A 25,052-nucleotide genomic window follows, 5' to 3' on the forward strand; every position below is an offset into this window, starting at 1 on the left:
GTCAGCGCAGCGGCTCGCCGCTGCTGACGTGGACGTGCAGGTGCTTGGAGTCCTGGTAGCGGCCGAGGTTGGTCAGCACCGCGGCCGCACCGTGCTCGGCCTCGACCTGCCGGGCCACGCGCTGCACGACGGCGAGCAGGTCACGGACGTCGGACTCGTCGCCCTCGGCCACCGTCGTCAGCGAACCGAGGTGGCGCTTGGGCACGACGACGACGTGCACCGGCCAGTGGGGCCGGGTGTGATGGAACGCGAGCACGGTCCCGGTCTCCTCGACGACGTCGAGTGCCTCGGGGTGCGGTAGCGCGACGTCGCAGTAGAAGTCGTCGCCCGTGTAGGGCGCCCCGGCACTCATCCCTGGTAGCCGGCTCGTCGCAGCGCGTCGGCGATGGAGCCGGTGGCCGGGGCGTCGTCGCGACGCGGACGGGACCCCTGCCCCGAGCCGGAACCCTGACCGGACCCGCGACCGGAACCCTGGCCGGAACCCTGACCCGGACCGCCGGGACGTCCCTGGCCGCCACTCGGGCGCCCCTGGCGGCCGCGGGACTGACCCGGCCGTGCGTCGCCGGCGTCGCGTGCCCCGGGCGCGCCGGGGGCGGGCACCTCGTCGTCGAGGCGGAGCGTGAGGGAGATGCGCTTGCGCGGCACGTCGACGTCGAGCACCTTCACCATGACGACGTCGCCGGGCTTGACCACCTCGCGCGGGTCGCGCACGAAGTTCCGCGAGAGCGCCGACACGTGCGCGAGCCCGTCCTGGTGCACGCCGACGTCGATGAAGGCGCCGAAGGCGGCCACGTTGGTGACGACCCCCTCGAGCGTCATCCCCGGCTTCAGGTGCTTGATCTCCTCGACGCCCTCCTTGAAGGTGGCCGTCTTGAACGTCGGTCGCGGGTCGCGACCCGGTTTGTCGAGCTCGCTGATGATGTCGGTGACCGTCGGCAGGCCGAAGGTGTCGTCGACGAAGTCAGCGGGCCGGATCGCCTGCAGGGCAGCGGAGTTGCCGATGAGAGAGGTCAGCTCCTGACCCGTCGACTCGAGCATGCGGCGCACGACCGGGTAGGCCTCGGGGTGCACGGCCGAGGCATCGAGCGGGTCGTCGCCACCGGGGATCCGGAGGAAGCCGGCTGCCTGCTCGAAGGCCTTGGGTCCGAGTCGTGGCACGTCCTTGAGGGCGGAGCGGGAGCGGAACGGGCCGGACGTGTCGCGGTGGGTGACGATGCTCTCGGCGAGTCCGTGCGTGATGCCCGAGACGCGCGTGAGCAGCGGCGCGGACGCGGTGTTGACGTCGACGCCGACCGCGTTGACGCAGTCCTCGACGACGGCGTCGAGGGAGCGCGACAAGGCCACCTGCGAGAGGTCGTGCTGGTACTGCCCGACCCCGATCGACTTCGGGTCGATCTTGACGAGCTCGGCGAGCGGGTCCTGCAGGCGGCGCGCGATGGACACGGCACCGCGCAGCGAGACGTCCATGTCGGGCAGCTCCTGCGACGCGAACGCCGACGCCGAGTAGACCGAGGCCCCGGCCTCCGAGACGACGGCGGACGTCAGCTTCAGCTCCGGGTGCGCCTTGATGAGGTCGGCCGCCAGGCGGTCGGTCTCGCGCGAGGCGGTGCCGTTGCCGATCGCGACGAGCTCCACCGAGTGCGCGGCGGCCAGCCGGGCCAGGGTCGCGAGGGAGCGGTCCCACTGGTTCTGCGGCACGTGCGGGTAGATGACCTCCGTGGCCACGACCTGCCCGGTCCGGTCGACGACCGCGACCTTGACTCCGGTGCGGAACCCCGGGTCGAGGCCCATCGTCGCGCGCGCGCCGGCGGGCGCCGCGAGCAGCAGGTCGCGCAAGTTCGCGGCGAACACGCGGACGGCCTCCTCCTCGGCGGCCCGGCGCAGCTGCATCCGCGCGTCGATGCCGAGGTGGACGAGGATCTTGGTGCGCCAGGCCCAGCGCACCGTGTCGGCGAGCCACTGGTCGGCGGGCCGGCCATGGTTCTCGACGCCGAAGCGGTGGGCGATGGCCCGCTCGTATGCCGTGGGTCCCGGCTGCTTCTCGGCGCTCGGGTCGTCGGGGGAGATCTCGAGCGCGAGGACGTCCTCCTTCTCGCCGCGGAAGAGCGCGAGGATGCGGTGTGAGGGCAGCTTCGAGAGCGGCTCGTCGAACTCGAAGTAGTCGGAGAACTTGGCACCCTCGTCCTCCTTGCCGGCACGCACGCGCGAGGCGAGGTGCCCCTGCTTCCAGACGCGCTCGCGCAGGTCGCCGATGAGGTCGGCGTCCTCGGCGAAGCGCTCGACGAGGATGGCGCGCGCACCGTCGAGCGCAGCGGCGGCGTCGGCGACCTCACGGGCAGGGTCGACGAATCCGCTTGCCGCGCTGGTCGGCTCGGTCTCGGGTGAACCGAGCAGCAGTTCCGCGAGCGGCTCGAGGCCCGCCTCCCGGGCGATCTGGGCCTTGGTGCGGCGCTTGGGCTTGAACGGCAGGTAGATGTCCTCGAGGCGGGCCTTGGTCTCCGCGCCGAGCACCTGGGCCCGAAGGGCGTCGTCGAGCTTGCCCTGCTCCTCGATGCTGGCGAGCACCGAGGTGCGCCGCTCCTCGAGCTCGCGCAGGTAGCCGAGGCGCTCTTCGAGTGTGCGCAGCTGGGTGTCGTCGAGACCGCCGGTGACCTCCTTGCGGTAGCGCGCGACGAACGGCACCGTGGAGCCGCCGTCGAGCAGGCCCACGGCGGCACCCACCTGGCCGTCGCGGACGCCGAGCTCCTCGGCGATGCGTCGTTCGATCGAGGGCCTGCTCGCCTGCATGGTCACGCGGTTGATCTCCTAGTCCGACGACACCCGGGGCCCTGCATTCTGCCCTGTGGTGGCGGCCGCGGGCGACCGGGGTGGGCACGTAGCCCACCGTGACGGCGGGACGGGGGCGGACGGCATACGGCCTCGGTGGCTCAGGAGTGGATGGGCCACCGGGGCGTGAGGTCGGGGGACCGGTGCCGCTCGAACCAGTGGAGCGCGCGGAGCACGCCCTCGTCGTCGAAGCGGCGCCCGGCGACCTGCACGCCGATGGTGCGCCCGTCGGGGGTGAAGCCGGCGTTCGTGGTGCCGGCGGGCTGGCCCGACAGGTTGAAGGGCGCGGTGAAACCGATGTGCGACATCGCGGCGTCGCCGTCGCCCCAGGGCATCGGCCACTCCGCCGGGAAGGCGCTCATCGGCGCGACGGGCGAGAGGACGAGGTCGAAGGGGGCGGTGGCGGCGACGGTGGCCTGCTGGATGGCCATCGTGCTCGCGTAGTCGCGCATCACGGTGCGTCCGTCGACGGCGCACGCCGCCTCGACCCAACGGCGGACGAAGGGCAGCACGCGAGCCCGCCCGGCCTCGTCGAGGGCTTCCAGCTCCACGAGGGAGCGGACCCGCCAGAACCGGTCGAGGTCGGCCAGCCAGCCGGGCTGCATGAACGGCGCGAGGTGCTCGACGACGGCACCGGCCGAGGCGAAGACCTCTGCGGCGCGTTCGACGGCCTCCCGGACGGGGGTCTCGACGGGCGAGCCGCAGCCGGCGTCGAGGAGGAGAGCGACGCGCAGCCCCTTCGGGTCGAGGTCGGCCACGGTGGCCGAAAGACGTTGCGGCGGAAGGCTCGTCCAGTCGCGGACGTCCGGGCGGCTGAGGACCGAGAGCAGGAGTGCGGCATCGGCGGTCGAGCGCGTCAAGGGGCCGGCCGCCCGGCCGAGGTAGGGCGCGTCGAGGGGCACCCGGCCCGCGCTCGGCTTGAGGGTCGTCAGGCCCAGCCAGGTGCCGGGGAGCCGGATCGAGCCGCCGATGTCGGTGCCCACGTGGAGCGGGCCGTAGCCGGCCGCAGCGGCGGCCCCCGCGCCGGAGCTCGACCCTCCCGTCGTCAGCGACGGGTCCCACGGGGAGCGTGTGATGCCGTGCAGGCTCGAGACGCCGGAGCTGAGCATGCCCCAGTCGGGCATGACGGTGGAGCCAAGCAGCACGGCGCCCGCCTCGTCGAGGCGTTCGACGACGGGGCTGCTGCGCCGCGGGACGGTCGGCGTGACGCCCGCGTTGCCGGCAGGCATCGGCACGCCGGCGCGGCCGAGGTTCTCCTTGACGGTGACGGGCACTCCGTCGAGCGGTCCGCGCGGCCGGTGGTCGCGCCAGCGCTGCTCGCTCGACCGGGCCGCGTCGCGTGCGGCGTCGAGGTCGTGCACCCAGAACGCGTTGAGGGTGGGTTCGCGCGCCTCGACGACGGCCCGCACGTCGTCGAGCACCTCGACGGGCGACGTCGTCCCGGCCGCGTATGCCGTCAGCAGCTCGGTCGCGCCCAGGGCCGCGGGGCGGGTGTCGCCGTGCGGCATGCGCTCTCCTTCGTCGGTGGGTTCACGGGCTCGGCAGCGGGTCACCGGCCGGTTGGGTGGGCCCGGATCCACGCTAACCCGGAGGGCACGCCGGCACGACTGTCACCGGTCGCGGGCATGCTCCTTGCATGCGCTTCGACGAGCTGCCCAGTGGCTGGGCCCAGAGACCCATCACCGACCCCGAGGTGTTCGAGGGAGTCGTCGACCTCATCGTGACCGAACCCTCGCGGGAGAGCGGCGCGATCTACCTGCTGCTGTGCCACCCGAACGGGCGGCTGCTCCAGCCGGTCTGCCTGCCGGCAGGGCGCGGAGGGTCGGGGGCCCGGCTGGTCGAGGAGGTGCGGCAGGTGCTGACCGAGGCGGCTGAGCACGGGGTGCTCGACGTCGTCGTGGTCGTCGCCCGGGCCGGCGATCCCGGGGTCTCGGCGGGTGACGGTCGGCTGCGGGCCGAGGTGGCGGCAGCCTGTCGAGCGGCCGGGTGCGCGCTGCGCGGCATGGCGGTCGCGACGCCGGGCGGGGTGAGGGTGCTGCCGCTGCACGCCCCGTCGGCGGCGGCCTGAGCGACAGGGGGTGACGGGGGAGGGAGGCCGTTTCGAGCGGACGATCGTGATGTACTCGAAGGGTGGGGGAGGCCTGTCGGGAGTAGCGTCCGAAGGGGCGGGCGGCGGTGGCGCCGGGCGATGGATGACAGGAGGCAGTCGTGACCGACGGGCACGGGGAATCGGGGCAGTTGGACGAGGCGGACGCGGCGGCCGGCGCGTCCGCGTCGGACGTGGAGTCCGCGGGCGAGGTGGCCCAGGCGTCGGAGTTCGGCGGCGAGGCCAGCAAGTCCACCGGGCCTGACGGCGCTGCGGAGCGGTGGGACCGCGACGCACAGGACGAGGACGCCCTGCTGGGGCGTCAGGTCGACGACAAGGGCTAGCCGACGTCGACCGTGGGTGATGTCAGTGGTTGACGAGCACGCTGCGGGCTTCGCGCACGGTCACGGTGGTGGTCGGGCCGGGCACCGTGACGGTGGAGGGGATCTCGTCCCAGCGGCGCCCGTCGAGGCTGAAGTCCGCACCGAACGTCGTGTCGACCCGGACCGGGCGGGCTCCCGGGGTCCGGTAGACGTGGGTGACGTCGCCGTCGGGGTAGACGCCGCCGCGCGACGACGTCGGTCCGAGGGTGGAGCCGTCGCCGAAGACGTAGGTGAAGCCGATGAGCTTGGGGCGGATCTGCACCGTGATGCCGCGAAGCACCGACCGATCCACCTCACCGGGCTCGAACCCCTTGGCGGCCCAGTTCACGGCGTAGAACGTGGGGAGGTTGACGAGGGTCGTGTTCCCGGCCGGCTGGCTCGTGACCTGCGGCTTCGCCCATGGCGTGCGCATGAACTGCGCCTTGAGGTCGGCCATCGTCAACGTCGGTCGCGCCCCCGGAGCCACGTCAGACGCACAAGTGATCCCGCGGGAATGCCAGGGCTGCAGCACTTGGTCGCCCGCCATTAAGCGAACCCAGATTCGAAGCAGCGGACCGAGCTCTCCAGGAGGACAAGCCCTAAGCGCATGTGCGCACGACACCTGTTCGGTCAACGTCCCTGGTTGCGCTTCAGGACAGTCATTGAGCGAGACGTACTCGTACCTAGGGGCATCCGGTGGTCGCTCGCCGACGAGGATGCCTCCTGCGTCATGCGGAAACTGTGGAAGCCGGAGGACCTTCGCTCGAGACATTAGGCCAAGAGTCGCGGCGGTCTCATCCGTACTGCAGGTATCGAAGATCGACTTATCACATCCAGCGTTTGCATGGAGGGCTGAGGCAACAAACAAGCCCAAGAACAGGCTAAGCGCGGTCACCGCCCTAATCGCGCGCTTCATTTCACTACCTGCAGACGTGCCATCACCCATCGATCTGTGTACGTCATGGAGGCGAGAAACGCGCCGTCTCCGCTTTTTGTCTGGTCGACCTTCTTGCCAGAACGGTCCACAATGGCGACCGAGTTCTGACGAACGAAGACGACGACCGCGCTTTTCTGGCGACTGAACGAATTGGCCGCCGCCGACTTCACAGACAGTGATGGAGGCTCGTGATGCCAACCCTTCCCCGCCAACTCGCGCGTGGATGAAATGAATGCCTCACAGATGGTGCATCCAGGGCCCGACAATCCCCGTAACGGCTCGATCGATCCGGTCGTGAATGCTCTGTCGACCTGGCGTAGGTAGTAGGCCGCGAACGCCTCTGCGCCAGATTGGGTTCTGGCGCGCGCAGCGGCGGGGATGGCTGGGCCTGCGGTCGGCGTCGTGGGTGGAGTGGTGCTGGTCGACGGTGGGGCAGGCGTGCTGGTCGTGGTGGCCGAGCTGGTGCTCGACGTCGTCGACGGCGGCGCGGCGGTCGAGGACGCCGGCGGGGTCGCGCCGCCGCCGGTGCAGCCCGTCACCGCCACCATCGCGACCATCCCTACGAGCCGCAGCCCGCCGACGCGGCGAACCGGGCGGGTTCGGTGCGGTGTGACTGCGGTCATCGGCTTCCCCTGCGTTCATGACACAACGGCGACGTCACACGATCGTGCCGCAAAACAGGACCGCGCCACAGCCTTCATCCACAACTTCCTGTGTCGCAACCGGTTTCGCCCGGTTTCGCCTGTCTCCCACGTCACACGCCATTGTCTGGAACCTGTCGGGAACTTACTACTACACTTTGTAGTACCGACAGAGATAGCTGCCGGAACACAAGTCGAGTTCTGGAGTTGAGTTCCATGGGCACCATTCCCCGCGACACGCACGCGCAAGGCACCGCGCAAGCCACCACCCACGACCCCACCAAGGGTGTCGTCACCTTCCAGGATGAGGTCGTCCGCTCTGCCGTCGCCCGGCGTCTGCTCGCCGGTCTGCGCATCGTGCTCGGCTTCACCTTCCTCTGGCCCTTCATCGACAAGATGTTCGGCCTGGGCTACATGACCCCGTCGGCCAGGGCCTGGATCCACGGCGGCACGCCCGCCCAGGGCTTCATGAAGAACGCCGAAGGCCCGTTCGCCAGCTTCTTCAAGAACATCGCCGGCCCGTGGGCCGACTGGCTCTTCATGGCCGGCCTGCTCGGCATCGGCGTCGCCCTCCTCGCCGGAGCCGGGCTCAAGCTCGCGGCCTGGGCGGCCGCGCTGCTCCTCGCGCTGATGTACCTCGCCGAGTTCCCCCTCGGCACGACCGGCGCGTACACGAACCCGCTCATCGACAGCCACTGGATCGAGGCATTCGGCATCGCGGTGGTGGCCGCGACCCTCTCCGGGGACACCTGGGGACTCGGCAAGTGGTGGGGCCGTCATGTCGGTAACGGCATCCTGCGGTGAGCCGGGGCGGTGACCGCGACCACCGTCACGGTCACCGGCACGGGCCCCCGGGCCCGAGCGCCGAGGCGGTCCTCTTCGGAGGACCGTCTCCCTCGTGTCCCCGGCCGTTGAACGTCCGCCACCCGGCCCGGACAGACGTATGCCGCCCGCCCCCGAGGGGACGGACGGCATACGGCGTGGGGCGCTGGCCGGTGGGTCAGCGCACCTTGAGGGCGACGACGCGCGACAGGGACGGCGCGTACGACGTCGAGCCGTTGTACGTCGCCTGGACCGAGTGCGTGCCGCGGGCGAGGACGGGCGCCTTGAGCACCGCCCGACCCGAGACCACGGTCGCCGTGCCGATCACCTTGGAGCCGTCACGGAAGGTGACGGTGCCCCGGGTCGTGCTGGGCGCCACCTTGGCGGTGAGCGTCGGACGGCCGCCGTACGTGTAGTCACGGCTGCTCGAGCTGAGCGCGGTCGCGCTGTTCAGGCCCTTGACGGTGACCGTGACGGCGGGCGACGTGCTGCCCAGCGTCGAGAGGTCCCCGCCGTACGTGGCCGTGAACGAGGTGACCCCGCGCGGCAGGTTGCGCACCCCGAGGGCCGCCTTGCCGGCCGAGACCGTCGCCGTGCCGAACTTCTTGCCCGCCTGGAAGAACGTCACGGTGCCCGTGGCGTTCGAGGGGCTCACGGTGGCGGTGAGCGTCGTGCGGCCACCGTAGGTGAAGCTCGACGGGCTGGCCGTCAGCTTCGTCGTCGAGACCGCCTTGACCCGCACGACCTCGGCACGGCGCAGGTCCGTGTTGAGGTGGTGGATGAGCAGCAGGCCCAGGGGCTTGTCGCTCGCCATGGCGGCGTCGTCACGACGGACCATGAGCTTCTCTCCCGGCATGTCGGTGTTCAGCTGGGTGCCGAAGTCGCCGAAGGCCGAGAGGCCCGCCGAGGCGAGGCTCACCGTGAGCGGCGCCTTGTCCGAGCCGACGGCGTCGACCTGGCCGGACTGGGAGAACGACTGCACCCAGTAGCGGACCTTCGGCGACGCGCCGGAGACGAGGCCGGCGTCCATGAGGGCACCGACCGAGACCGGGAGCGCGAGCGAGTCGCTGTTGAACACGTTCGTGTCCAGCGAACCGTCGATGCCGTTGACGAGCTGGTCGTCGATCAACTTGCCCACCTTGCCGGGGCGCAGGTCGAGCAGCTCCGACAGGAAGTAGTCGAAGTCGTCGGTGCCGCTGCTCGCGCGGGTGTTGTAGGCGACCGCGTCTGCGGTGCCGTCGCCGTTCGTGTCGAGGAAGACGTCGAACTCCGTCGACGACGCGGGCGTGCGCCACGAGCCGTGCGTGCTGATGCCGAAGCTCAGCGTCGCGTCCTCGAGGCTCCCGGCGTCGGGGGCGTCCGAGGCCGCCCCGACGTAGCGCAGGTCGGCCCCACGGTCGTCACGGGTCGACGTGCACCCGACGACGAGGGTCGACGAGCAGGAGGGAAGCCGCCCGCTCTGGGCCTGCAGCTGGAAGGTCGAGACCGTCGAGGCGTAGGCCTCGTAGCCCGTGCCCTGGTCGAGACCCTCACCGGCCAGCGTCAGCTGGCCCGTCTTGACCGCGCCGCCGCTGACCCTGACCGTCGAGGACGTCGAGGACATCGACGAGGCGGCTCGGGGAGCCGACCAGACAGGCACGCGCAGCGCGCCGCCCGAGGTGTTGTTCACCGGCGTGAGCACCATGCGACCGCTCGCGTCAGCGCGGTAGTTGCGCTGCAGGCCGGCCCCGAGCGGGTCGGCAAGGGTCGTCGGGTCCTGCACGGCGCGCAGGGCCGAGCGGGTGAACCGTGCGGTCACCGTGACGTCGGCCGATGCACCGGGCGCGAGCGAGAGCTGGCTCGGGCTGAAGGTGTAGGTCACGCCCGGCGTCGGGTGCGCGGCCTTGTAGGCGATCGTGTACGCCGCCGTGCCGACCGGACGCTTGTTGACGACGCGGACGGTCTTGCTCACCTTCTGCGTCGCCGAGGTGACGGCGACCGGGCCGAACGAGACGCTCACGGCGCCGGGGTCGTTCGTGACGTACGCGAGGGTGGAGGTGTCCACCGCCGCGTCGGCCACGACCCGGCCCGCGCCGACCCGCTCGGGGCCGAAGACGGCGCCCGTGTGGTTGGGGCCGACGTAGACGTCCTGGGTCGCGGTGTTCATGATCGCGGCCTTGACCTCTTCGACGCTCCACGAGCGGTGCGCGCCACGCACGAGCGCGGCCTCACCGGCGACGTGCGGCGACGCCATCGACGTGCCGCTCTCGGAGATGCCCTCGTTGCCGGTGCCGACGGCAACCGAGAAGGTCGTCACGCCGGGCGCGGCGACGTCGGGCTTGAGGTTGCCGGAGACACCGATGCCGCGCGACGAGAAGTCGGCGAGCTGGTCGATGGCGGCGGGGTTGACGATCGACACGCTGTTGCGCAGCGCGTTGGTCATCGTCACCCGGACCGGCGTGGACGCGTCGAGCTGAGCCTTGATCGCGGTGGTGGCCTGGGCGATCGTGATCATCGCCGGGATGTCCTTGTCGCCCGTGACCCCGGCCGAGAAGGCGTTGGAGTCGCTGCCGTAGATGACGCCGATCGCGCCGGCGTCCTTGGCGAGCCCGGCGCGGACGGCCGAGCCGCACCGACGGTCGGCGCCCTCGGTCCACATCTGCAGGACGACCGTGCCGGCCACCTTCTGCGCGTCCGCCGTCGAGTAGGGGGCGCAGCCGTCGGTGTTGTTGGTGTCGCTCGGGGCGGCGGCCCAGTTGCCCACCGCCGAGACCGGCGCGTTGGTGACGCCCGGCTTGGTCGTCCAGTCGTAGGCGACCGACTTGAGGGCGGCGAAGACGTTGTCGCGCTTGCCGTCGACGGTGTTCGCCGGCTCGATGCCGGCGGGGGAGTCGACCTTGAGGCCGTCGACGACGTCGTTGCCGTCGTCGGACGCCGCGACCCCGAGCACGCGCGGTGCGTTGCCGGGGGAGCCGCCGACCTCGTAGACGTCGCCCGAGTTGCCGATCGAGGCCACGACGACGGTGCCGAGCGCGGCGAGGTTGTTCGACGCGACGGAGTCGGGGTCCTCGGGCGATCCGTAGGAGCTGCCGAGCGACATGTTGACGACGTCGAGGTGGTCGGAGACGTCACCGTCGCCGTTCGGGTCGGCCGCCCAGTCGAGGGCCCGGCCGACGGCGTCCGTGGAGCCCTCGCAGCCGAACACCTTGAGGGCGTAGAGCGAGGCCTTGGGTGCGACGCCGGGGCCGATGTCGAGCTTCGACGGCGCGATGGGCGCGGTGTAGCCGCCGCGCCACGTGGTGCCGTCGGCGGCGACGCCGTAGCCCGCCGTCGTGCCCGCGACGTGGGAGCCGTGGCCCTCGCAGTCGATGGGGTTGGCGTCCGGGCTGAGGACGGGGTTGTAGGTGTCGGACGTCGGGTCGGCGTTGTAGTCGTCGCCGACGAAGTCGTAGCCGCCGACCACCTTGGCGGTCGGCGTGAAGGCGTTGGAGGCCGACGCCGCCTGGAAGGCCTCGACCGTGCCCGGGCCGCCGAAGTCGGCGTGGGTGTAGTCGATGCCGGTGTCGATGACGCCGACGCGCACTCCCTTGCCCGTGTTCCCCTTGGCGGCCCAGACCTTGGGCGCGCCGATGAGGGGCACCGAGGAGGAGTTCGTCAGGGACTTGGGCGTGAGGCGGTGGATCGCCTTGACACCGGGGATCGCTGCGAGGGCCTTGAGCCGGCTCGCGTCGGTCTGGACCGCGATGCCGGAGTAGACGGCGTGCACCTTGTAGAGGGTGCGCGCCCGGGTCGCCGACGCGCCGAAGCGCGACTCGATGCTCGACTGGGCCCGCTTGATCGCCTTCGTCTGGTCCTTGGCGGCGGTCGTGGCGGCCGACGTGCCCCTGGCCCGGGCCGACCCGAAGGTGCGGGCCGCGGGCGCGGCGTCGAGCTCGATCATGACCGACACCGGGCCCTTGGCCGAGCGCAGCCCGGCGTCGACCTTGTCACCGGCCGTGCGCTGCGTGCCGGCGCCGAACGAGCCGGCGCCCCTGACGGAGTCGGGCACCGTGGCGTTGGAACGATGCTCCGTGGGGCTGGGGGTGGGACTGGTATTCGACGCCGCGGTTGCTGCCGGGGCCCCGAGCGTGGCGGCCACGAGCGCCGTGACGGCCCCCGCTCCCACCGATCCAACCAGGCCGCGACGTCCGCGCCGCGAGCCTCGAGAATTGTTCGACACACATCCTCCTTGCGCAGCGCCGATCGTGAGCCGGGTTGTCGCCCCCGGTTGATCACGTGAGGGCCCCTGCCCCCGAGACTGCTTGCCGCGCCTCGCGCAACATATCCGCGAACGGGGACACCGACACCTCGAAACGTTCCTGAATTTCCGCTGAGAGCGGGGATCGGCGCCGAGCGGGCTGCGGAGCCCCGTGGTGGAGGTGACATCGGAGCCTTGGGCGGCGCGGGGTGCGTGCGTGTCGCGGTGCGCCCTCCGGGGCCCGCGAGGGCACCCGTGCCCTGTCGGTGGCGGACGGCATACTCGCTCGCATGCAGCGCATCGACGGCCACCTCGTCCTCAGCCCGACGGACCTGACCAAGCACGTCGCCTGCGCGCACATCACGACCCTCGACCTCGAGGCGCTCGAGGCGCTCGAGTCGCCCAGGGGTTCAGCCAAGGGTGCGGGCGTGCGGGCGAGCGGCAGCGACGAGTCGCTCAACCTCGTCTTCGCCAAGGGGCTCGAGCACGAGCACGCCTACCTCGATCGACTGCGGGCCGAGGGTCGTGTCGTCGAGGACGTGGCGGCCCTGGGCCTGCGCGGCCCGGCGGCCGAGGCGGCCACCGTCGACGCGATGCGCCGGGGCGTCGACGTCGTCTACCAGGCGACCTTCTTCGACGGGCACTGGGTCGGCCTCGCCGACTTCCTCGTGCGAGCCGACCTCCCGGACGGTGAGCGCAGCGACCTCGGCCCGTGGCGCTACGACATCGCCGACACCAAGCTGGCGCGCCGGCTCAAGGTGCCCGCGCTGCTGCAGATGGCGACGTATGCCGCCCGGCTCGAGACGTTGCAGGGCGTGCCGCCGCAGTGGCTGACCGTCGTCACCGGTGACACGGAGACCCACCCGTGGCGCCTCGTGGACGTGGCGCCCTACGCCCGGCGGCGCCGGGAGGAGCTGCTCGACGCCATCGCCCGCCCGCGCCCCACCGAGTCGGCGCGCGTGCAGCACTGCGGCCAGTGCCGGTGGAAGGAGCGGTGCGCCCAGGAGTGGCTCCAGCGGGACGACCTCATCCAGGTGGCCGGCATGCGCTCCGACCACCGCGCGGCGCTCGTCGGCCTCGGCATCCCGACCCTGCGCGCGCTCGCCGAGGCCGGCGAGGACGACCTCGCGCCCGCCCTGTCGACCGCCACCCGTCGGCGCCTGCACCAGCAGGCCCGCCTGCAGCTGGCCGAGCGCGAGAGCGCCCGCGCGCAGTACGAGCTGCTCGACCCCCAGCCGGCGCGCGGGCTGCAGATGCTGCCCGAGCCCGACGAGGGCGACGTCTACCTCGACTTCGAGGGTGACCCCTGGGCCGAGGGCGGGGCGGGCCGCGAGTACCTCGCCGGCATCTGGACGAGGCAGGGGGAGTTCGTCGAGTTCTGGGCGCACGACTTCGCCGCCGAGGGCCGCCTGACGACCGGGCTGCTCGACTGGCTCACCGACCGCTGGCGCCGGTTCCCCGGCATGCACGTCTACCACTACGCCCCCTACGAGACGACGGCGCTCAAGCGTCTCGTCGGCCAGCACGCCACCCGCGAGGCCGAGCTCGACCAGCTGCTGCGTCACGAGGTCTTCGTCGACCTCTACGCCGTCGTGCGCCAGGGCCTGCGCATCAGCAAGGGGTCCTACTCCATCAAGAAGCTCGAGGAGTTCTACTGGGGCCACACGCGATCCGCCGACGGCGGCGGTGTGGCCGACGGGCTCTCGTCCGTCGTCGAGTACGAGCGGTGGCTCGCCGGTCGAGAGGACGGGTCGCCCGAGCAGCGCATCCTCGACGAGATCCGCACCTACAACGAGGAGGACGTCCGCTCGACGCTGGCGCTGCACGACTGGCTCGAGGCGCGCCGCTCCGAGCTGGCGGCTGCCGGTCACGCGCTGACGCGTCCGGTGCCCGAGCCGTTGCGCGAGATCGGCGACGACGAGCGCGCCGAGATCGAGCTGACCGAGCGCCTCGTCGCCGCCGGTGACGAGCTGCTCGCCGGGCTGGTCGGGTGGCACCGGCGCGAGAAGCGGCCCGAGTGGTGGGACTTCTTCCGCTACAAGGAGCTCGAGACCGCCGAGCTCGTCGAGGACGGCACCGCGATCGGCGACCTCGGCGAGCCGGAGGAGATGCGGGTCGTCAAGCTCTCGAAGGTGTGGCGCTACCCCTTCCCGCCGCAGGACTGCAAGGTCTCGCTCGGGTCGTACGTGCCGGACGTCGACACCCACGCCACGGTCGGCCGGGTCGTCGACCTCGACCCCGTGGAGGGGTGGGTCGAGCTGTCGATGAAGAAGTCCCTGCCCCCGCCCCGGCCGCGCGGCCTCGGCGGGCCCGGACCCGTCATGGACCGCGTGCTGCGGGAGAGCATCGCGCGCACCGGCGAGCTGGCGCTCGCCGGTGGGGAGAACCTGGCCCTGCGCCTCGTCCGGCGCACCGTGCCGTCACCCGACCTCCTCGCGCCGCGCCCGGGCGAGGAGCCCAAGGACGTCGTCGTCCGCGTCGGGCTGGGCCTGCAGGGCGAGGTGCTCGCCGTTCAGGGCCCTCCCGGCACCGGCAAGACCTTCGCCGGCTCGGCGCTCATCCGCGAGCTGCTCGACGCCGGCCTGCGCGTCGGGGTGACGGCACAGTCGCACGCGGTCGTGCTCAACCTCCTCGAGGAGGTGGGCCGGCCGGCACTGCACAAGGACGGCACGAACGCCGACCCCGACGCGCCGCCCGCGCGCGCATCGCTCGTGGAGCACACGACGAGCAACGACGAGCTGGCCGCGCGCCTCGCCTCGGGTGAGGTGCGACTCGCCGGGGGGACCGCCTGGCTCTGGTCGCGCGACGACATGGTCGACGCCGTCGACGTGCTCGTCGTCGACGAAGCCGGCCAGTTCTCCCTCGCCAACGCCGTCGCGGTCGCGCCTGCGGCACGCTCGCTCGTGCTGCTCGGCGACCCGCAGCAGCTGACCCAGCCGACGAAGGCCGTGCACCCCTACGGGTCCGGCGTCTCGGCGCTCGACCACCTGCGCACCGGTGACGACGGGGTGCACGACGTCATCCCGGCCGACCGCGGCGTGTTCCTCGACCACACCCACCGGATGCACCCCAGCCTGACCGCGTTCGTCTCGGAGCTGGCCTACGAGGGCCGGCTGGCGTCGGCCCCGGGCCGCGAGCGCCTCGGCGTCGAGGCGCCGGGTGCGCTCTCGGGCGACGGGCTGCGCTGGGTGCCGGTCGTGCACGAGGAGCTGTGCGAGCAGTCGAGCCGGCAGGAGGCGGCCGTCGTCGCCGACCTCGTCGCCGACCTGCTGCGCGGCACGTGGACCACCGCCGACGGCGTGACCCGCCCGGTCGAGCTGTCGGACGTGCTCGTCGTCGCCCCCTACAACGCCCACGTCGCCACCCTCGCGCAGGCCCTGCCCGAGGGGGCGCGCGTCGGCACGGTCGACAGGTTCCAGGGGCAGCAGGGGCCCGTCGTCATCTACTCGCTGGCCAGCACGACGGCGGCGCTGGCGCCCCGGGGCGTCTCCTTCCTCTACGACCTGCACCGGCTCAACGTCGCGATCTCGAGGGCGAGGGCGCTCGCCGTCATCGTCGGGAGCCCGCTGCTCACCGACGCCGAGGTGCACACGCCCGAGGAGCTGCGAGCCGTCAACGCCCTGTGCCGCTACGTCGACGAGGCCAAGGTCGTCTGAGGCCGGCCGTGACCGCCTGGCCGTGGGCGCGGCTGGGATGGTGGGGGATCGGCGTCAGCGGCGGCGCGGGAGCGTGTCGAGATCGGCCTCGACGACCGCGCGGTCCTCGGCGTCGGCGACCGACGTCAGGGCCTCGCGCGCCTCGGCCTCGAAGCGTCCCGCTGCCTCGAGGTCACCGGCCACGGCGGCCGCGCGGGCCGAGGCCTCCAGCGCGGCAGCGAGGTCCCAGTCGTCCACGCCACCCGCGCGGGCGATCGCGACGTAGCGCGCCGCGTGGTGGGCGGCCGTGTCGGCCTGACCGAGGGTCGCGTGCACGCGCGAGCACAGCCAGTGACCGCGGCCGACGTTGACCGGGCGGACGTCGGGCACCTGGCTCCAGTGGTAGGCGGAGGCGTGGGCCGTCGCCACCATGAGGTCGTCGTCGTCCGGGGTGCGCGAGGCTCGGTCGAGCAGCTCCCACGTCGCGTTGTAGAGGTCGACGCCGAGGCGCCGGTGGTCCAGCTCGCTCATGTCCCAGAACCTAGCGCGGGGGCGGTGGACCAGTCCCGCAGTCGGGCGTCGCTCGGGCGTCGCTCGGGCGTCGCTCAGGCGTCGCTCAGGCGCCGTGGGCGGCGACGTGCCAGAGGCGTCCCTCGCCGAGGATGCCGGGCAGGGCCTCCCGGATCGAGCGCTCCGCGAGCTCGGGAGCGACACCGAGGTCGACGGCATACCGGAGCGCGACGGCGGGCATGCGCTGGATGCCGTGGCGGCAGTGGACGAGCACCCGCTTGCCCTCGGCGCGGAACTGGCGCAGTGCGGACGAGGCGTCGTCGAGCACGAAGTCGAGGTGCGGGTTGGCGGCCTCCTGCTCCTCGTCGTTGATCCAGAACTCGATGTGGTCGCGGGCCGACATCCCGGCCGCCGGGATGTCCTCGAGCCCGAGGGCGCACAGCGACACGATCGCCTGGACGTCGAGCTCGTCGGCGCGGGCGAGGTCGGTGATGGTGCCGAGCACGATGTCGGGGTCGATGGGGTGCGGCACCCCGAGCGCCGGGATCGCCGGGTCGCCCATCGAGGCCACCGACGGCCACTCGCCGGGACGACGGCCGTTCACCGAGGTCGACACCGAGAGCTCGACGAGGTCGTGAGCCCGCAGGCCCGGCCAGCCGTGCACCATCCGGCGCCACTGCGTGGGCACCGCCGACGCCCCGTAGCGCGCGCCGAGAAGGGAACCGGCGATCGCGGCCACGGTGTCGGTGTCGTGACCGGCGCGCACGGCAGCCTGCAGACCCCGCTGGAGGTGCATGGCGGAGCCGTCACCGCGGTCGGTCGTCGTGATGGCGGCCCACGCGTCCTGCAGCGCTGTCACGGTGTAGCCGTTGTCGCCGAAGCTGCCCGGCTCGGCGCCCGTCGCAGCCTCGATCCAGTCGCCCCACCGCCCGGCGTTCGCGGCACTGACGAGGTCGAGGCCGGCGGCGAGGTCGAGGCGCCCCTCGGTCACGGCCACGCGGACGGCCTCCGACCACAGCACGGCCGAGTCGCCGGCGAGGGGGTCGGTGTGGGTGAGCTCCGCGATGGCCCGCGCGGCGCGCGCCGTCGCCGCCCGGTCGTCGAGCGCGGAGACCCCGACGATCGGGGTGCGCATCAGGGCTCCGTTGCCCGCGGTCAGGCCCGTTCGGGCGTGCAGCGCCTTGCTCGCGCGCGTCAGCCGCTCGTGCGGTCGACCCGAGAGGCCCTTCGCCTCGGTGAGCACAGCCTTGGTCTGGATGCCCACGTCGGTGGCCCCACCGTCGAGCCACGCGGTGAAGGCATGGGCGACGGCGTCGAGGCCGTCGGGCGAGCTGAGGTCGATGCCGCGGGCCGCCACCTGCGCCACGCACAGCGTCATCTGGGTGTCGTCGCTCCACTCGCCGGGCTCGTAGGGCCCGAGACCGCCGCCCTTCATGACGGCCTCGCCCACCGGGGGAGCGGCCATCTCGTAGGGCACGCCGAGCGCGTCGCCGCACGCCTCCCCGAGCAGCACGCCGGCGGCACGGTCGACGGCGAGGGGACGCATCGGCACGGGGACTCCTCGGGGCTGCTTGCCGGGCTGGGAGCCGGGCGGGGGACTCGGGTGGATCGCGGCGCTGGTGGGCACCGGCACGAAACTACCGGCACCGTCGACGTCGGGCCGCGACGGTCCGGCCGGCGGCGACGCCGTACGCTTCTCGGGTGCTCCAACCCCTGACCGTCGTGCTCCTCGTGGCGTGCGGCCTGCTCGGCCTGCTGGCCGCCCACCACCTGCTGCGTCGGCGCCTTGTCGACGACCCGCTCATCATCGTCGGCGGCGTGCTCGAGCTGGGCCTGCTCGTCCAGCTCGTCGTCGGGCTGGCCCGATCGTCGGCCATCGCCGACGGCGCGGAGCGGGCCACCTTCATCGCCTACCTCTTCACCGTGCTCGTCGTCGTGCCGGTGGCCGTCGTCATCGCCGTCAAGGAGAAGACGCAGTGGTCCATGGCCGTCGTGCTCGGCGGCGCCCTCGTCGTGGCCATCCTCGTCGCCCGCCTCCAGCAGGTCTGGACCCTCAATGCCTGAGCCGACGCAGACCACCACCCCGCCCGCGCGGCCCCACACCGGTCACGGGTTCGGGCGACTCCTCGTGGCCGTCTACGGCCTGCTCGCCCTCGCGGCGACCGGTCGCTCGATCCTGCAGATCAGCGAGTACTTCGACCGGGCCCCCACCTCCTACGTGCTCTCGGCGCTCGCCGCGGTCATCTACATCGTCGCGACCGTCGGCCTCGCCCGCGGCGACCGCGCCTCGGTGCGCCTCGCGACGGGCGCGCTGGGGGTCGAGCTGCTCGGCGTGCTCGTCGTCGGCGCGATTTCGTATGCCGTCCCGTCCGCCTTCCCGGACAAGACGGTGTGGTCGCACTTCGGCTCGGGCTACGGCTACGTCCCGCTGCTGCTGCCGGTGCTCGGCCTCTGGTGGATCCGCCGGACCGCGAGGGCGACCGCCGCTGCCGAGGTGGCCGACGGCGCGCGGGTGGCGTCGGAGGAGTGATCCGGCGCCGCTAGGGTGGCGCCCATGACCGAGCAGACCCCCGTCACGGCGCCGCCCTCGCCGGCGGCCCCTCTCACCGAGCCCCCCAGGTGGCCGCTCACCGTACGTGAGATCACGCCCGACGAGGCCGTCGAGACGCTCCTCGAGGTCGGCGGCAGCTTCCTGCAGACGCCGGCCTGGGGACGCGCCAAGCAGGGGTGGCGCAGCACCCACCTCGGCTGGTTCGACGCCACGGGCCGACGCGTCGGGGCCGGGCTCGTGCTCTCCCGCACCATCCCGCGCCTGTCCCGCTCGTACGCCTACCTGCCCGAGGGGCCGGGGCTTCCCTGGGACCTCGTGGCCGAGGACCCCGCGCGGTGGCTCGATCCCCTCGTCGCGTGGGCCAAGGACGCCAAGGCGTTCGCGCTGCGGCTCGGCTACCCCGTCGTCTCCCGCGTGTGGGACCGGGAGCCCGTCAAGAAGCAGGTCACCGACAGCGGCCTGCTCAGCTTCACGAGCCTGCCTGCCGCCGTCGACAACCCGTCCGCCCGGCGGCTCGAGGCGTGGCTCGACCGCAACGGCTGGCTTCCGCTCGGGGCCGACGGCGTGGCCGTCGGCCAGCCGCGCCTCCTGTGCGTCGTCGACCTCCGGGGCCGCACGGACGCCGAGCTGCTCAAGGGCATGAACCAGCAGTGGCGACGCAACGTCAAGAAGGCCGAGAAGGCCGGTGTGCAGGTGCGGGCCGTCGGTCCCGAGGGCCTCGACACCTTCCACGACCTCTACGTCGAGTCGGCTCGGCGCGACAACTTCCTGCCCCGGCCCAAGGCCTACTTCGACGTCATGGCGCGATCGTTCGCCTCCGACGACGACGGCCCGGTCTCGGCGCGCTTCTACGAGGCCCACGTCGACGGCGACGTGCTCGCCTCCGCGCTGATGATCCGCTTCGGGCGCACCTTCTCCTACCTCTACGGCGGCTCGACCGAGCGGAACCGCGACGCCCGTGCCTCGAACGCCCTGCAGTGGCAGGCGATGCGAGACGCCGCGGCGGCCGGGTGCGAGGCGTACGACTTCCGCGGCTTCAACACCTCGCTCGGGGCCACGAGCCCGCTGACGGGTCTGCTCCTCTTCAAGCTCGGGGCCGGCGCCGACGTCGTCGAGATGGTGGGCGAGCGCGAGCTCGTGCTCAGCCGTTTCTGGCACCTCGCGTTCGAGAGGGCGATGGCCGCTCGCATCGCGATCAACAAGCGCCGCAAGGCGGCCCGCGCATCGGACGACGCCGGGGACGTCTGACGCAGAACGGCCCGCGCCTCGATGGCGCGGGCCGTTCTCGTGCAGCGGTCTCAGCGGGTGACGGACCTCGTCGCGGCCGAGGCCCTGGTCGTGGTGGCATACCCCGTCTTGCGGCCGGTGACGCGCACCGTGAACGTGCGGCTGACGTCGGCGCTCTTGAGGACGTACGTGCGGGCCGTCGCGCCACGCACGGCGACCCCGGCGCGGTACCACTGGTAGGAGAGGGTGACCGGCGACGGGCCCCACGTGCCGGCGCTCGCGGTGAGCGTGCGTCCCACGCGGGCCGTGCCCGAGACCCGGGGGACCGGGCTCGCCGTGAGGGCGCGGGGAGCGACGGGGGCCGTGCTCGCCGACGTGCGCGTCAGCGTGGCGAACGCGATTCGACGGCCGGTCACCGCGACGCGAACGGTCTTGCCGAGGTCGGCCGTGCCCAGCAGGTAGCTGGACGTCGTGGCGCCGCGCACGGCGACGCCCGAGCGGAACCACTGGTAGGAGAGCGTGACGGGGGCTGGTCCCCACGTGCCCGCGGTCGCCGTCAGGCGGCTGCCGACCCGGACCGTCCCCGTGACCTTCGGCGTCGGTGACGGCGTCAGGAGGCCGCTCGCGACCGTCGCCGTCTCCGCGGAGTAGCGGGCGACGGACGCGTAGCCGACCTTCGACCCGACGACCCGGACCCTGACCTTCTGGGAGAGGTCGCTCGCCGTGAGGGTGTAGGTCGCCGACCGTGCGCCACTGATGGCGACGCCGGAGCGGTACCACTGGTAGGCGAGCGTGACCGGCGCCGGGGTCCACGTTCCCGGGGCCGCGGTCAGGCGCGAGCCCACCCGCACGACGCCGGTGACGCTCGGCGAGGGCGTCAGGGTGAGCGTGCCCACCGCGGTGAACGGGCGCCAGGCGCTCGCCCCGAGGTCGGCGCGGTTCGCGTCGACGGCCACGACACGCCACTCCCACGCGCCCATCGGCAGGGCTGCCGTCGGGGCCCAGGCCTGCGCGCTCGTCGTGACGTTCTCCGCGAGGGCGGTCGTGCCCGGGGCGCGACGCTCGAAGCGGTACGTCACCCCACCCGGTACGGCGGTCCACGAGAAGTACGGGCTCGACTGGCTCATGGCTGCCCCGACGGCCGGGGAGGTCTGGGTCGGAACGGTGCCCGTGGAGAAGAAGCGGCCGGTCGTCGACCACTGGCCGGGGCGGTTGTCCGCGTCGAGCCGCGCGACGCGCCAGACGTAGGCCGAGCTGCTCGCGGGCAGCGGCAGGCCGTGCGCGTAGGCCACCTGCCGGCCCGTGACGGAGGCGACCCGGTTGACGGGCGACCAGTTCGTGTCGTCGTTGCGGTAGACCTCGAGGACGTAGCTGCCGGCGAAGTCGGCCGGCGTCCAGACGAACGGCGAGAGTCCTCCGGTCACGGCGTTGCCCACGGGGGAGCGCAGCACGGGGGCGGGGCTCAGCTTGCGGAACTCCCTCCCGGCCTGGCCGGGCCGGTCGCCGACCGACCACGTGAGTCCGTTGCCGGCCGCGTCGATGGCCTGCACCCGCCAGTAGAGCGGGCCCTCGGGGTAGGTCCGGTCCCACGCCGTGTAGGTCGCCTGGTCGACGACCTTGTCGTCGACCAGCGTGGCGAAGCTGCGGGTCTGCGAGACCTGGATGCGGTAGCTCATCGCCGTCTGCGTGCTGCGCTCACCGGTCGCGGCATACGTGCTCGCCGCGTTCGTGGTGAGGTAGTCCTGCCACGAGAACGTGACTTGGTTGGCGACGGCCGCCCCGGCCGCCGGCGACGTCAGGCTCACCGGGGGCGAGGTCTTGCTGAAGGCGTTCGTGGCCGCCGCGAGCGTCGACACCGGGTCGGGCCCGCACACACCGTTGGCCTTGCACGGCCGGATGTACCAGTAGTACGCCTGCCCGGCCTGGCTGTCCGGCAGCGCCATCGGCTTGTTGTAGATGTTGGGGGTCCAGCGGCTGCCCGTGACCCTGGGAATCCGAGGCTCGGGGTAGACGAGGTTGGTCAGCTCGCGGTCACGGGCCACGTAGACCATGTAGTAGGACGCGTCCGGCACCGAGTCCCAGTCAAGGACCGGCGTCGTCGGCACGTCCGTGCACAGGATCGGGCTCGTGGTCGGAGCTGAGATCGACGCTGTGCAGGCCTTGCCGGCGTCGAGGCTCGTGCCGGTGACAGCCAGCCGGCGACCGGTCACCGGCGCGAGCTCGGTGATCGTGAAAGAGCCCATCGTCGTGCCCTGTGCCAACCGGACGTTCCGGGCCGAGAAGGCCTCGACGAACCAGCGGTACTCGCCCGGCTTCAGGATCGCGAGCGACGTGTCCGTGGCGGCCGGGTAGGCGTACTTCGTCGAGAGGATCGGGGCGGTGGCCTCGTCGTAGAAGTATTCGCTGTTCTTGTCGCCGATGCGGACTCGGTAGTACGCAGCGTCCTCCGCGGGCTGCCACGCGAGGCCTGGGAACCTGTTCGTCGCCGTGCCGGCGCCGATCGGCGTGAGTGCCTCGAGCGCCCCGGTCGTCGGCGCGTTCTCGAGCAGCTCGAAGCGTCGCGGTGCGTAGCGGGGCGACTCCCGGCCGTCGGCCGTGATCGACTGGACCGTCCAGCTGTAGGGGCCGTCAGTGGCGGCGAGCGCCTTGTCGGAAGTCCAGCTGAGGGCGTAGGTCTTGATGTCGGCGACGACCCTGCCGGTGCCGCTCGTGAGGATCACGCGGTACTTCTCGACGTCACGGGCGGCCTGCCACCGCAGCGTGGGGACGCTGACGCTCGCCCCATCGGCCGGCGCTGTCTGGATCACCTGTCCGGTCGCGTAGACGAAGGAGTGGATCTCGGAGTAGATGCCCTGCACGTCGGCGGGCCCGTCGATGGCGCGGACGCGCCAGTAGTAGACCCCGCCCTGGACCGGCGCGCAGTTCTTGCGGTCGAGCAGGTGCGCGGGCGTGTACGTCGTGCCGGCCATCTCGCAGGTCGTGAAGGAGAGCGGCGAGAAGTTCGGGTCGCGACCGAGGTCGAGCTGGTAGCGCGTCGCGTGCTGGACGGGCTCCCATTCGAAGTAGAAGTCATCGCCGGTCGGCGGCGAAGGCATGTCCGCCGGGTGCAGCAGCGTCGGTCGGTCGAGCCAGTTGCGCTGGACGAGGCGCTTCTGCTCCACCTGCTGCCAGTCGAAGGTCTCGCCCTGGGCGTTGCGCGCCCGCACGCGCCAGTAGTACTGGTCGTTGAGGTACGTCGTCGGCGGGGAGTAGCGCGTGCCCTTGAGGTTGACCTTGTTGTCGAGCAGGGTGTTGAAGTCCTGGTCGGTGCTGACCTGCAGCTCATAGGTCTTGGCGCCCGCGACGGGGTTCCACGAGAGCACGACGTCCTCGACGGCGGCGCCGTCCTCCGGGTAGCTCGGCGTCACCTGGGAGAGGGGACCGATCGAGTAGCCCCACACGACGGAGTACGCGGTGTAGCGGCCGTTGGCGAGCTGGGCACGCACGCGCCAGTAGTAGCGGCCGTCGGCCCGGGCGTCGGGCACCACGACGGAGGTGGTCTTCGTCGTGTAGGTCGAGGCCCCGACGAAGTCGGTGTCGACGTCGACGTCGACCAGGTAGCTCGTCGCGCCCGGCACGGCGGTCCACGACAGCAGCGGGGGGTTGGCCGGCTGGGCCAGCGACGAGCCGTCGGCCGGTCCCTTCGGCGTGGGCGGCAGCGTCGAGCGGACCGCGAGCGCGGACGTGGCCCAGGCACCGATGCCCGCGGCGTCGACGGTGCGCACCCGCCAGAAGACGTCTCCGTCCGGCAGCATGACGGTCGGCACGAGGCGCGTGTTCGTCGTCGACCTCGTGAAGAGGATGCTGCTGAAGTCCGGGACGGCGGACAGTTCGACGTCGTAGCGCCTGGCCCCGACGGAGGCCTGCCAGCCGAGCACCGGGGTCGCGGAGCTCGCGGCGCCGCTGCTCGGCGTCAGCCCGCGCGTGGCCGCAGGCGCGGCGACCGCGGTCCCGGCCGACGGCGGCACGAGACCCACGACGATGACGGCCGCGAGCACGGCCCTGACCCACAACCCCACACGGCGACGTGACGTCGTCGACGACATGCTTCCCCCTGTTGTCCAGATGACTCCGGCGTCAGACTAGGGGCCGCTGCGAGCGACGGTGCAGAAACGGTGAAATCGGCACAAAGCCCGCGGCAGCACGGGCGGAGGGTCAGCGGCGCCGGAGGTCGTAGTACGGGCTGAGGTAGCACGTCGCATACCCCCGGCCCTGCTGCGAGGTGACGAGCACGCCGTCGACGAGCACCCGGCACACGACGGTGGGTCGGTCCGCGGAGGTCGTGCCGGCGGCACCGGCAGCGCGCACCCGCAGGCTGAAGTAGTCCTTGCTCGTGACCGCCGCCGGCACCGGCACGTCGAAGGCGAGCGGCGCCGGTTGCGCGGCGAAGTCGTGCCGTTGGTGCGTGGCGTCCGAGAGGGCGACCTCGACGCGGGTGCCACCCTCGGCCTGCGCCTCGAAGCGGATGGTGCGGGCGTCCGTGGGCACGGGGGTGACGGGCACGGTCGGCACCTTCACGAGCGGAGGCGCGGTCATCGCACCCCGGGTCGGGACGGCTCCGGTGGGCGCGGTCGGCGCCGTCGGGCGCGTCACGGTGGGGACCTGCGGGGTGGGGAAGGTGCGGGTGACGGCAGGGCGGCGGGGAGCCACCCGGGCCGGGGACGACAGCGGGTCGAGGTCGTCGGCGCCGTCGATCGCGGCCCACAGGCCGAGCGGCACGAACAGGCCGACGACGACGGCGACGACGTGCCAGGCGCGCAGCCGGCCACCGAGCAGCCGGGCTGCCGGTCGCGGCAGGGTGATGGTCCGTGCCGTCCGGTGGATACCTCCCGAAGCGGGGCCGACGTGGGTCGTGGTGCCCTCCGGGTCCCTCGGCGCCTCCGGGGTGCCCGGGGTGCCCTGGGCGCCGGCGGCCTTCCGCGCCGTTGCCGTCTCGTCGTCGGCACGCTGCGGCACCCAGCTCGGCTCGGCTGCCTCGAGCCCGAACGTCCTGTCGTATGCCGGTACGTCCCCGGGCGTCGGCACGTCCTCCGCGGTGGGTGCGTCGTGCGGGGCGCTCGCGGCGGGCTCGGCGGCCTCGCCCGTCGTGTCGCGCGTCGGATCGGGTGCGTGCGATGGCTGGTCTGACACAGGTCCCCTCGTTCTCGGTGTCGGCTGCCCAATCTAGGCGAGCGATGTGCAGGCCGCCGCGCGGGCTCCG

The 25,052-nt window shown here is 72.5% G+C and carries 17 protein-coding genes; 7 read left to right on the plus strand and 10 right to left on the minus strand.

What is annotated here, in order from left to right:
• Nucleotide 1: 1 nt before the first annotated feature.
• From ABD979_RS16130 to ABD979_RS16140, 3 genes are all read right to left on the minus strand, one after another.
• Nucleotides 2–352, minus strand: a complete 351-nt coding sequence (locus ABD979_RS16130) for an HIT domain-containing protein (protein ID WP_345508522.1) — start codon at nucleotides 350–352, stop codon at nucleotides 2–4.
• On the minus strand, nucleotides 349–2,787 hold the full coding sequence (locus ABD979_RS16135) for a Tex family protein (RefSeq protein WP_345508617.1): 2,439 nt from the start codon (nucleotides 2,785–2,787) through the stop codon (nucleotides 349–351). Before ABD979_RS16135 ends, ABD979_RS16130 begins: the two co-directional genes overlap by 4 nt.
• Before the next feature lie 140 nt (nucleotides 2,788–2,927).
• Entirely contained in the window at nucleotides 2,928–4,334 is a 1,407-nt protein-coding gene (locus ABD979_RS16140; RefSeq protein ID WP_345508523.1) for an amidase, read from the minus strand.
• A gap of 128 nt (nucleotides 4,335–4,462) precedes the next feature.
• On the opposite strand from ABD979_RS16140, the gene ABD979_RS16145 reads away from it, so the two are divergent.
• Both ABD979_RS16145 and ABD979_RS16150 read left to right on the plus strand, forming a co-directional pair.
• Nucleotides 4,463–4,894, plus strand: a complete 432-nt coding sequence (locus ABD979_RS16145; protein ID WP_345508524.1) for a hypothetical protein — start codon at nucleotides 4,463–4,465, stop codon at nucleotides 4,892–4,894.
• Between the two features lie 140 nt (nucleotides 4,895–5,034).
• Entirely contained in the window at nucleotides 5,035–5,256 is a 222-nt protein-coding gene (locus ABD979_RS16150; RefSeq protein ID WP_345508525.1) for a hypothetical protein, read from the plus strand.
• Nucleotides 5,257–5,278: 22 nt separating this feature from the next.
• On the opposite strand, the gene ABD979_RS16155 is transcribed toward ABD979_RS16150, so the two are convergent.
• Together ABD979_RS16155 and ABD979_RS16160 are read right to left on the minus strand one after the other, a co-directional pair.
• Complete coding sequence (locus ABD979_RS16155) at nucleotides 5,279–5,731, minus strand: hypothetical protein (protein ID WP_345508526.1); 453 nt, start codon at nucleotides 5,729–5,731, stop codon at nucleotides 5,279–5,281.
• A gap of 455 nt (nucleotides 5,732–6,186) precedes the next feature.
• The gene (locus ABD979_RS16160) at nucleotides 6,187–6,834 is read right to left on the minus strand and encodes a DUF6318 family protein (protein WP_345508527.1); all 648 of its coding nucleotides are present in this window, start codon (nucleotides 6,832–6,834) and stop codon (nucleotides 6,187–6,189) included.
• Nucleotides 6,835–7,068: 234 nt separating this feature from the next.
• On the opposite strand from ABD979_RS16160, the gene ABD979_RS16165 reads away from it, so the two are divergent.
• The gene (locus tag ABD979_RS16165) at nucleotides 7,069–7,656 is read left to right on the plus strand and encodes a DoxX family protein (protein WP_345508528.1); all 588 of its coding nucleotides are present in this window, start codon (nucleotides 7,069–7,071) and stop codon (nucleotides 7,654–7,656) included.
• Nucleotides 7,657–7,852: 196 nt separating this feature from the next.
• On the opposite strand, the gene ABD979_RS16170 is transcribed toward ABD979_RS16165, so the two are convergent.
• A complete protein-coding gene (locus ABD979_RS16170; RefSeq protein WP_345508529.1) occupies nucleotides 7,853–11,701 on the minus strand; it encodes a S8 family serine peptidase in 3,849 nt (1,282 codons plus the stop codon).
• Between the two features lie 479 nt (nucleotides 11,702–12,180).
• Here ABD979_RS16170 and ABD979_RS16175 point away from each other — a divergent pair, with 479 nt between their 5' ends.
• A complete protein-coding gene (locus ABD979_RS16175) occupies nucleotides 12,181–15,546 on the plus strand; it encodes a TM0106 family RecB-like putative nuclease (protein ID WP_345508530.1) in 3,366 nt (1,121 codons plus the stop codon).
• A 54-nt stretch (nucleotides 15,547–15,600) separates the two neighbouring features.
• On the opposite strand, the gene ABD979_RS16180 is transcribed toward ABD979_RS16175, so the two are convergent.
• Both ABD979_RS16180 and ABD979_RS16185 read right to left on the minus strand, forming a co-directional pair.
• Nucleotides 15,601–16,056, minus strand: coding sequence for a hypothetical protein (locus ABD979_RS16180; RefSeq protein ID WP_345508531.1), 456 nt, complete (start codon nucleotides 16,054–16,056; stop codon nucleotides 15,601–15,603).
• 85 nt (nucleotides 16,057–16,141) lie between these two features.
• Nucleotides 16,142–17,581, minus strand: coding sequence for an ADP-ribosylglycohydrolase family protein (locus ABD979_RS16185; RefSeq protein WP_345508618.1), 1,440 nt, complete (start codon nucleotides 17,579–17,581; stop codon nucleotides 16,142–16,144).
• A gap of 155 nt (nucleotides 17,582–17,736) precedes the next feature.
• Between ABD979_RS16185 and ABD979_RS16190 the strand changes: the two genes are divergently transcribed.
• Genes ABD979_RS16190 through ABD979_RS16200 form a run of 3 tightly spaced genes read left to right on the plus strand, consistent with a single transcriptional unit; the run spans nucleotide 17,737 to nucleotide 19,834 of the window.
• Nucleotides 17,737–18,099 carry a hypothetical protein gene (locus ABD979_RS16190; RefSeq protein WP_345508532.1) on the plus strand — a complete coding sequence of 121 codons (363 nt, stop codon included), beginning with the start codon at nucleotides 17,737–17,739 and terminating at the stop codon, nucleotides 18,097–18,099.
• The gene (locus ABD979_RS16195; protein WP_345508533.1) at nucleotides 18,092–18,565 is read left to right on the plus strand and encodes a hypothetical protein; all 474 of its coding nucleotides are present in this window, start codon (nucleotides 18,092–18,094) and stop codon (nucleotides 18,563–18,565) included. The genes ABD979_RS16190 and ABD979_RS16195 overlap by 8 nt, the downstream gene beginning before the upstream one ends.
• Nucleotides 18,566–18,589: 24 nt before the next feature.
• Nucleotides 18,590–19,834 (plus strand): lipid II:glycine glycyltransferase FemX, encoded by a 1,245-nt coding sequence (locus ABD979_RS16200; protein ID WP_345508534.1) that lies wholly within the window; start codon nucleotides 18,590–18,592, stop codon nucleotides 19,832–19,834.
• A gap of 50 nt (nucleotides 19,835–19,884) precedes the next feature.
• Here the strand turns inward: ABD979_RS16200 and ABD979_RS16205 are convergent, their stop codons facing one another.
• Both ABD979_RS16205 and ABD979_RS16210 read right to left on the minus strand, forming a co-directional pair.
• Nucleotides 19,885–23,898, minus strand: a complete 4,014-nt coding sequence (locus tag ABD979_RS16205) for a hypothetical protein (protein WP_345508535.1) — start codon at nucleotides 23,896–23,898, stop codon at nucleotides 19,885–19,887.
• A gap of 109 nt (nucleotides 23,899–24,007) precedes the next feature.
• Nucleotides 24,008–24,982 carry a hypothetical protein gene (locus ABD979_RS16210; RefSeq protein WP_345508536.1) on the minus strand — a complete coding sequence of 325 codons (975 nt, stop codon included), beginning with the start codon at nucleotides 24,980–24,982 and terminating at the stop codon, nucleotides 24,008–24,010.
• Nucleotides 24,983–25,052 lie beyond the last annotated feature (70 nt).

This window comes from Terrabacter aeriphilus, from assembly GCF_039542985.1.
Classification (GTDB): domain Bacteria; phylum Actinomycetota; class Actinomycetes; order Actinomycetales; family Dermatophilaceae; genus Terrabacter; species Terrabacter aeriphilus.

Bases quoted from the DNA above. Each gene is read 5' to 3' on its own strand.
- ABD979_RS16130 (WP_345508522.1), bottom strand. From the start codon at position 352: ATGAGTGCCGGGGCGCCCTACACGGGCGACGACTTCTACTGCGACGTC.
- ABD979_RS16135 (WP_345508617.1), bottom strand. From the start codon at position 2,787: ATGCAGGCGAGCAGGCCCTCGATCGAACGACGCATCGCCGAGGAGCTC.
- ABD979_RS16140 (WP_345508523.1), bottom strand. From the start codon at position 4,334: ATGCCGCACGGCGACACCCGCCCCGCGGCCCTGGGCGCGACCGAGCTG.
- ABD979_RS16145 (WP_345508524.1), top strand. From the start codon at position 4,463: ATGCGCTTCGACGAGCTGCCCAGTGGCTGGGCCCAGAGACCCATCACC.
- ABD979_RS16155 (WP_345508526.1), bottom strand. From the start codon at position 5,731: ATGGCCGACCTCAAGGCGCAGTTCATGCGCACGCCATGGGCGAAGCCG.
- ABD979_RS16160 (WP_345508527.1), bottom strand. From the start codon at position 6,834: ATGACCGCAGTCACACCGCACCGAACCCGCCCGGTTCGCCGCGTCGGC.
- ABD979_RS16165 (WP_345508528.1), top strand. From the start codon at position 7,069: ATGGGCACCATTCCCCGCGACACGCACGCGCAAGGCACCGCGCAAGCC.
- ABD979_RS16175 (WP_345508530.1), top strand. From the start codon at position 12,181: ATGCAGCGCATCGACGGCCACCTCGTCCTCAGCCCGACGGACCTGACC.
- ABD979_RS16180 (WP_345508531.1), bottom strand. From the start codon at position 16,056: ATGAGCGAGCTGGACCACCGGCGCCTCGGCGTCGACCTCTACAACGCG.
- ABD979_RS16185 (WP_345508618.1), bottom strand. From the start codon at position 17,581: ATGCGTCCCCTCGCCGTCGACCGTGCCGCCGGCGTGCTGCTCGGGGAG.
- ABD979_RS16195 (WP_345508533.1), top strand. From the start codon at position 18,092: ATGCCTGAGCCGACGCAGACCACCACCCCGCCCGCGCGGCCCCACACC.
- ABD979_RS16200 (WP_345508534.1), top strand. From the start codon at position 18,590: ATGACCGAGCAGACCCCCGTCACGGCGCCGCCCTCGCCGGCGGCCCCT.
- ABD979_RS16205 (WP_345508535.1), bottom strand. From the start codon at position 23,898: ATGTCGTCGACGACGTCACGTCGCCGTGTGGGGTTGTGGGTCAGGGCC.